Annotated in this window: 7 protein-coding genes and 1 pseudogene; 3 read left to right on the forward strand and 5 right to left on the reverse strand. The window is 34.6% G+C overall.

Annotated features, from left to right (window positions below; genetic code table 11):
* The 4 genes and pseudogenes from OZD64_RS04000 to OZD64_RS04015 form a co-directional block, all read right to left on the reverse strand.
* On the reverse strand, positions 1-280 hold a 280-nt coding region (locus tag OZD64_RS04000), incomplete at its 3' end, for an IS5 family transposase (protein ID WP_044471353.1).
* Positions 281-340: 60 nt separating this feature from the next.
* A pseudogene (locus OZD64_RS04005) lies at positions 341-904 on the reverse strand (AAA family ATPase); the annotation flags it as partial.
* Positions 905-915: 11 nt separating this feature from the next.
* On the reverse strand, positions 916-1,737 hold the full coding sequence (locus OZD64_RS04010; protein WP_264376933.1) for an ATP-binding protein: 822 nt from the start codon (positions 1,735-1,737) through the stop codon (positions 916-918).
* Positions 1,738-1,831: 94 nt separating this feature from the next.
* A complete protein-coding gene (locus OZD64_RS04015; RefSeq protein WP_019236463.1) occupies positions 1,832-2,326 on the reverse strand; it encodes a sigma-70 family RNA polymerase sigma factor in 495 nt (164 codons plus the stop codon).
* 591 nt (positions 2,327-2,917) lie between these two features.
* On the opposite strand from OZD64_RS04015, the gene OZD64_RS04020 reads away from it, so the two are divergent.
* From OZD64_RS04020 to OZD64_RS04030, 3 genes are all read left to right on the forward strand, one after another.
* Positions 2,918-3,370 (forward strand): crossover junction endodeoxyribonuclease RuvC, encoded by a 453-nt coding sequence (locus OZD64_RS04020; protein WP_226079873.1) that lies wholly within the window; start codon positions 2,918-2,920, stop codon positions 3,368-3,370.
* A gap of 103 nt (positions 3,371-3,473) precedes the next feature.
* Positions 3,474-4,694, forward strand: coding sequence for a DNA modification methylase (locus OZD64_RS04025; protein ID WP_253303060.1), 1,221 nt, complete (start codon positions 3,474-3,476; stop codon positions 4,692-4,694).
* A gap of 133 nt (positions 4,695-4,827) precedes the next feature.
* Complete coding sequence (locus OZD64_RS04030; RefSeq protein ID WP_274999345.1) at positions 4,828-6,276, forward strand: hypothetical protein; 1,449 nt, start codon at positions 4,828-4,830, stop codon at positions 6,274-6,276.
* Here OZD64_RS04030 and OZD64_RS04035 read toward each other — a convergent pair.
* The coding region (locus OZD64_RS04035; protein WP_274999142.1) for a transposase at positions 6,251-6,440 on the reverse strand (190 nt) is incomplete at its 5' end. The two genes, OZD64_RS04030 and OZD64_RS04035, sit on opposite strands and share 26 nt — an antisense overlap.

Genomic DNA, 6,440 nt, shown 5'->3' on the forward strand with positions numbered 1-6,440 from the left:
TTTTTCTTCTACTATATTTTGTAATTTCATAATTCATTTTCTCAAAAATTCCCTGCTTCTTCCATTGCCTGAACTGCTCATACACAGTCTTCCATAGCGGAAAATCATTTGGTAAATACCGCCATTGACACCCTGTACGCAATACATAGAAAATTGCTTCTAATATTTCTCTTTTGCTATACTTTGGCGGCCTTCCTCCTTTCTTGTATGATACTCTGAAGTGTTTTTCTATTCTTGCCCATTCCCTTTCGCTTAGATCTGTTGGATACTTTTTTCTCATCTTTACCCCGTACTAAAATTTCAGATATTATAGCCTTTTACTTGTTTCCGGACAACCTCTAAGTACAATACAAGCATCTGGATTGACAGCACTGCGTAGCTTTTCAAGAGTCTTTTGCAGAAAAAACAGCATAGCACTATTGTCATTTTCATTTCCATATTCACTGCTAAAGATGTTACGTAATGGATCTATGGCCAAAACATCAGGTTTAAAGCGTTCATTTACAATCTCCTTAATTTCACTTATTTCATCATGATTAAATGATAAGTGCACTTTTGGCGTAATGATTAAGTTGTTAGCAGCTACATTCAAAAGTTCATTATCAAGTTGTTGCAAACGTTCTTTCATATATTCATATTCAATTTCAGTTTGCATGTAGAAGATTTTCAAAGGTCTATTTGGTGTCATACCGAGAAATGATCTACCAGCAGCCATGTAAACAAGCCAAGAGATCAAAAAGTCGCTTTTGCCAATCTTAGGAGGGCCACCAAATACTAACAAACCTCTTTTAGTTAGAATTCTTGGTGAGATTATATCCTCTGGTATTGGCGATCGATCGTCCAAGTATTCTTTCACACTGAAAAAAGGAATTTTTTGACCAATAGTTAAAAAGTTTTGTAGCATATAATAACCTCCTATATGTTGGGCGTGACAGGTTGAATTGCAAAAGCTTTAGTTTTAATTTTTGTAAGAAGTTTTCCTAGATGCGGTTCTTCAACCATATTAAGGCAACCACTTCGATCTTTAGCAGGATATCCCCAAGAATTAATCGTCTGACAGACAAATGAACGAACCTCTGTACTATCATCTTTCTTGATTCCAACCATACTGATTACCTCATCAACAATACCTGGAATTTCACTTGCAGTTTTAGCTCCTTCACATTGAGGTAGCCAAGTTGAGCGATTGAAATCATCGAGGTATTGTCCAAGAGTTCCAACTGTAATGATGTCTTTATTTGGAATATGTTGAAACTGATTGAGCCAAGCCATCATTTCTTGAGCAAGTAACCCGTAAGCAGCTCTCATATCTTGTTTTCCTGATCTTTCAGAAAAAGCTTCAGGTTGCATTTTTGCCCATAAAAGACATAAACGCGAGGCTACTGTAATACTATCGATAAAAACACATCGATACTTGAGAAACTCCGAAGCAAGCTCTTTGTATTTACTGGATACATGCTCATAGTGTCTTTGGCTATATGCTGAGTCAGATTTTAACGCAGGATTAGGACCACCTATGAGACATGCAATATCTCTTGCCTCATTCCAAGTACGAATACTTACAGAATCCCCTTGCCAATCTTGAACAGCAAGTAAACCTGCCTCAAAATCAAGACAAAGTGTTGGTTCATTTATGGTCTTTAAGAGACTAGTTTTACCTATACCATAAGGACCAAAGATGACCATTTTTATACCTGTTTGAACTTTTAGCCGTTCATTGCTGTTCATTATTTTCATTTTTCTCCCAGTACCTAAATATATATGTACGATGACCTAGGCAATTCGTCCGCAATTTGCAAAAAAAAATTTTTGAGCAAATATAATCGAGAGCTTATAACTTCTCTAAAACTGAGAATTTATCGCGTATTCGTTCTAGTGTGCGATAGATAGTTGTCTTTGGTATTTTGGTTATTACAGAAACTTCAGTAATAGTAAATACCTTAAGTAATTGACATAAATTACTATCTTTTTCAGACAAAGTTGAAATTATATTATTTATATCAGTGCGAATTATCGCTTCGATTTCCGAGTTCCTATGATCTGGAATATCGTCGTTTATATCATCAAAAGTTATATTACGTTTTAGACACAACTGATTGCGTAACATATTGCGAGCACAATAATTAGCTAATCTAGCAACGAAAGTACTAAAACTACTTCTTTTCTCATCGTGCTGGTTAAGATATTGCCAAACCTGACAAAAAAGCTCTTGTTCTATATCTTCGAGACTTTCGTTAATAAAACAGCTTTTGGATTTAAGGCGCGAAGCTTGAAATCTCACATGTTTAACAATTGTAGAATCGATTCCTTGATAAGAATTCTTCATAAAAACTCCAAAAGTTTCATGAATAGAGATTTTTACCAAGACTTTGTATGACTAATTTATTATAAAAAAGTAGTAATAATTTTTTTATCTAAAAGAATAAAATCTTTAAAAGTTAAAATAAGATTTAAACGTTTTGATACACTACTGAAGCTACTTTTTCATAGGTAAAAAACTACCAATTTCGTACCTAATTTCTGAGTTACTAATTAGTATTTCAGAAAGCAGTGATCGTTAAGTTATTGATAATATTGTCTTTTTTATGTTCTATTCCTAAAAGCCGTTTCTAAAGTTAAGTGGCTAAAATCGGCCAGTGAAGAGGATTTACGGATTACTGAAGTCTTATATATATTATATATATATTTAAATACAGGTAAAATATAATATATGATAATATAATAATATAAATATTGGCGTAATATAAGTTATGTAAAATAGTTATTAAGATAAGTAAAGATGAAAAAAACTCAAATGGCAGGATATGAAATTTTTTTTAATTTTTTTTCAAAATTGCGGACGAATTTGCGAGTCATCGTACATATATATTATACAGGGCATTGAACTTTAATTACACAAAGGAGTTTTTGTACGTCAATCTTAACGCTAGATCTCGGCAAGCAAACCGGCTGGGCAATTCTAACAGATGGAGTAATTGAAAGTGGAAGCAAAAGCTTTCATGGTAGCCGTTTCAGTGGAGGTGGAATGTGTTTTTTAAGTTTTCACAATTGGCTTAATTCTTTGAAACATGAGTTCACTGCAGTGTATTTTGAGGAAGTAAGAAGACATCTAGGAACTGATGCAGCGCATTGCTATGGCGGTTTTCTCGCAGTTCTGTCTGCTTGGTGTGAAGAGAACAATATTCCCTACCAAGGTGTTAATGTTAAAACTATAAAACGCTTTATAACAGGCAAAGGCAATGCAAGTAAGAGTGAAGTTATTGAAGCGATACGTGAAAAAAGTTTTTCACCTAGAGATGATAATGAGGCCGATGCTTTGGCATTAATGTTCTATATTAGTAAAGATATTAATAAGACAAAAAACCCATGAAAAGTGGGTCCTTTCGGCCATAATGGCGGGTTTGGTGGGTTCGACCCCAGGCCTTCTCTAGCGTCAGATATATTTTAAATATTAACTTTTTAATTATTAAGATATGAATTTAGCAATCCACTACTATCCTACTCGAAACCTAGTTGAATATGAGCGTAACCCACGTAAAAATGACGATGTGGTCAACAGAATGTGTGCTTCTATTCGAGAATTTGGCTTTCGTATACCAATAGTTGCAAAAAGTGATGGCACTGTGGTTGATGGTCATTTAAGACTTAAAGCAGCAAGAAAACTTGGTATGGAAAGTATACCAGTGGTCTTAAGTGATAATTTAAATGAACCACAAACTAAAGCTTTTCGATTACTGGCAAATCAATCAGCTAATTGGGCAAAGTGGGATGATGAGCTTTTGAAAGTAGAAATTCAAGAGTTAGAAGATTTACAGTTTGATCTTAAAATGACTGGATTTGAATTAGAAAAAGTTCAACATTTCCTTGATGATTTAGATAGTGAAAAAGAAGATTTTTCTGACTTGGTTGGTGATGACAAAAAGGTAGAAATAACAAAACCAGGTGATCTATGGATTTTAGGTGATCATCGAATCTATTGTGGTGATAGCTCTGTAGTTGAATCATATAAAGCGCTGTTAGATGATAAAATGGCAGACATTACTGTTTGTGATCCTCCATATAACGTTGATTATGGTAGCAGTCAAGAAAGAGAGGATAAAAAGATACTAAACGATAATCAAGGTGAAAAGTATGAGCTTTTTCTCTATGATATTTGTACTCATATTTTAGCATATACTAAAGGTGCAATTTACATCTGTGCATCATCATCAGAGTTTTCAACGTTGCAAAAAGCATTTGAGGAAGCGGGAGGAAAATGGTCAACTTTTATCATTTGGGCGAAGAATCACTTTACGCTAGGAAGATCAGATTATCAAAGACAATACGAAGCAATGCTTTATGGATGGAAAAGCGGCAATAAACGTGAGTGGCATGGCGGTAGAAATCAAAGTGATCTGTGGTTTTATGATAAGCCAATACATAACTCACTGCACCCAACAATGAAGCCAGTAGAGCTAATGGAGAGAGCAATAGTAAACAGCAGCAGATCAGGAGACATAGTACTTGATCCATTTAGCGGTTCTGGAAGTACACTGATTGCATGTGAGAGAACAGGAAGAATTTGTAGGACAATAGAGCTAGATTCAAAATTTGTAGATGTAACCATAAAACGTTGGCAAGTGTACACAGGTAGGGAAGCAATTCTTTCTGGTGCTGGTAAAACTTTTTCAGAGATTCAAGAAGAAAAACAGTAAGAAAAAAGTGGAAAAGATAACGCAAACAGAAATTTAGTAAGCCTTGGTAGTTGTAATATTAATTTACTGGTATATACCGTATTTTAATGAGTTTAGCGTAACAAATAACTTTGGATTAAATGTGGTGTACTTAATGAATCAAGAAAAGACGTTAGCTGGAGTAGTAACGTCGCAAACAAATAATGAAGCATCGTTTTCTGAAGAAGTAGAAAATAATGTTTCAAATTCTACACTATCTGTTAAGGAGAGAATTGAATTGTTTGAAAAAGGTACGAAGCAAGAACCTGACCTGAACACTGAATGCAAACTAGCTTCTTTAAATGTGATTAGCAATAGTAGCGATAGCAGTATTACAGCAAAAATAGACGAAGCAGGTGCTGATTTTTCAGTGAGTTGTTCTTCTTTAGTATTTGATGATGGTAAAGACATAGAGGACGAATTTAATGCAGTTTGTGAGGCAAATGGAATAGAATATAACCGTCCGTATTCTCTTGATCAGCTTGAGGCAGCATCCAACACATCTTCCAACCCCAAAATAGACAATACAAAAGAAATGCAAAAAGAGGAAGAGGATAAAGAATTAGGAGATAAACCAAAGCCGTTACCTAGGAATGGAATGTTGGAGAAGGACAATATTAGAAATGTAGCTCCACCTTCACCTAGAACAGCAGAAAATCATCGGTTGAGTATTATTCAGGATATTGCACCACCAAAGCTACCACATTCTTCTTTCCAATTAAATGGAGAAAAATGTGATGAGCAAGAAGCTATAGGAGAACCTATGTATGCAACTATAGACAAAAATAAAAAATTCTCGAAAAGAGGTTTAGATGGTGAAATAAACGATCAAAGTCCGGAGATGGAAAAGTCAAATTCTGAAGAAACATCAATTAAGAAAGGATCAGAAGATATAATTGGTGAACCTGTAGATCTGAATACAAAATTTTTAAAAAAGAGTTTGGAAGGAAGTGATAGTGGAATAGACAATAGAAGTGCAGAGATGACAAGATCAAATTCTCAAGTAACAGAAATGAGTGAGTTTTGTGGCAGTCAAGGATGGGAGAATATGTCATTAAATCATGATAGTCCAGTTACACTTTCAACTAGCTCATCAGAAAAAAGTGATAATGAAGAAACCCCGTTAATTAAAAAAGAAAAGAAAACAAATAGAATTTTGCCAAGAGTAAAATATGCAGTGCAGCAGAAGGAATTTGTAATTTTCGGTATAGCTGCTGTTGCACTTAGCGCTTCTGCAGCTTTGGTATATCTACAGGATAAAGGACAATTTATTGCATTTTTTGCAAACAGCCCTCTCTATATTACTATGCCAATGATAGCAATTACTTCATTGCTTGCAATTAGCACAATATTTTGTGGAATAAAGCAATTTAGAGATACTGAAGAGTGTCAAATAGGAGGAAAGAATGCGAATGAAACTTTGAATCAGGTGCTAAAGTATCAACCAAAAGATAAAGTAATAAAATCATTCAAACTTGAATACAGCAATGGTACTCATTCACATTTTACACTTAGAGGTTGTCCGGAAACAAGTAAATTCAAGCATATTCCCTCTTTAACATAACCCTACTCATAGCTAGGTATATGAAATTCTCAGTGGATGTTGTGAGTAAATCATACTCCTTCGATAGCCTTCTATTCCTATTAACCCAAGCAAAAGTCCTTTCTACAACCCATCTTCTTGGCTGTACTTTAAACCCTTGTTCTCTTGTTGGTAGTAGCTCAGGT

It is taken from the genome of Wolbachia endosymbiont of Drosophila tristis (genome assembly GCF_028981745.1).
Classification (GTDB): Bacteria; Pseudomonadota; Alphaproteobacteria; order Rickettsiales; family Anaplasmataceae; genus Wolbachia; species Wolbachia pipientis.

Excerpts from the sequence above, each read along its gene's own strand:
- OZD64_RS04025 (WP_253303060.1), top strand. The coding sequence starts at position 3,474 with ATGAATTTAGCAATCCACTACTATCCTACTCGAAACCTAGTTGAATAT.
- OZD64_RS04015 (WP_019236463.1), bottom strand. The coding sequence starts at position 2,326 with ATGAAGAATTCTTATCAAGGAATCGATTCTACAATTGTTAAACATGTG.
- OZD64_RS04010 (WP_264376933.1), bottom strand. The coding sequence starts at position 1,737 with ATGAAAATAATGAACAGCAATGAACGGCTAAAAGTTCAAACAGGTATA.
- OZD64_RS04030 (WP_274999345.1), top strand. The coding sequence starts at position 4,828 with ATGAATCAAGAAAAGACGTTAGCTGGAGTAGTAACGTCGCAAACAAAT.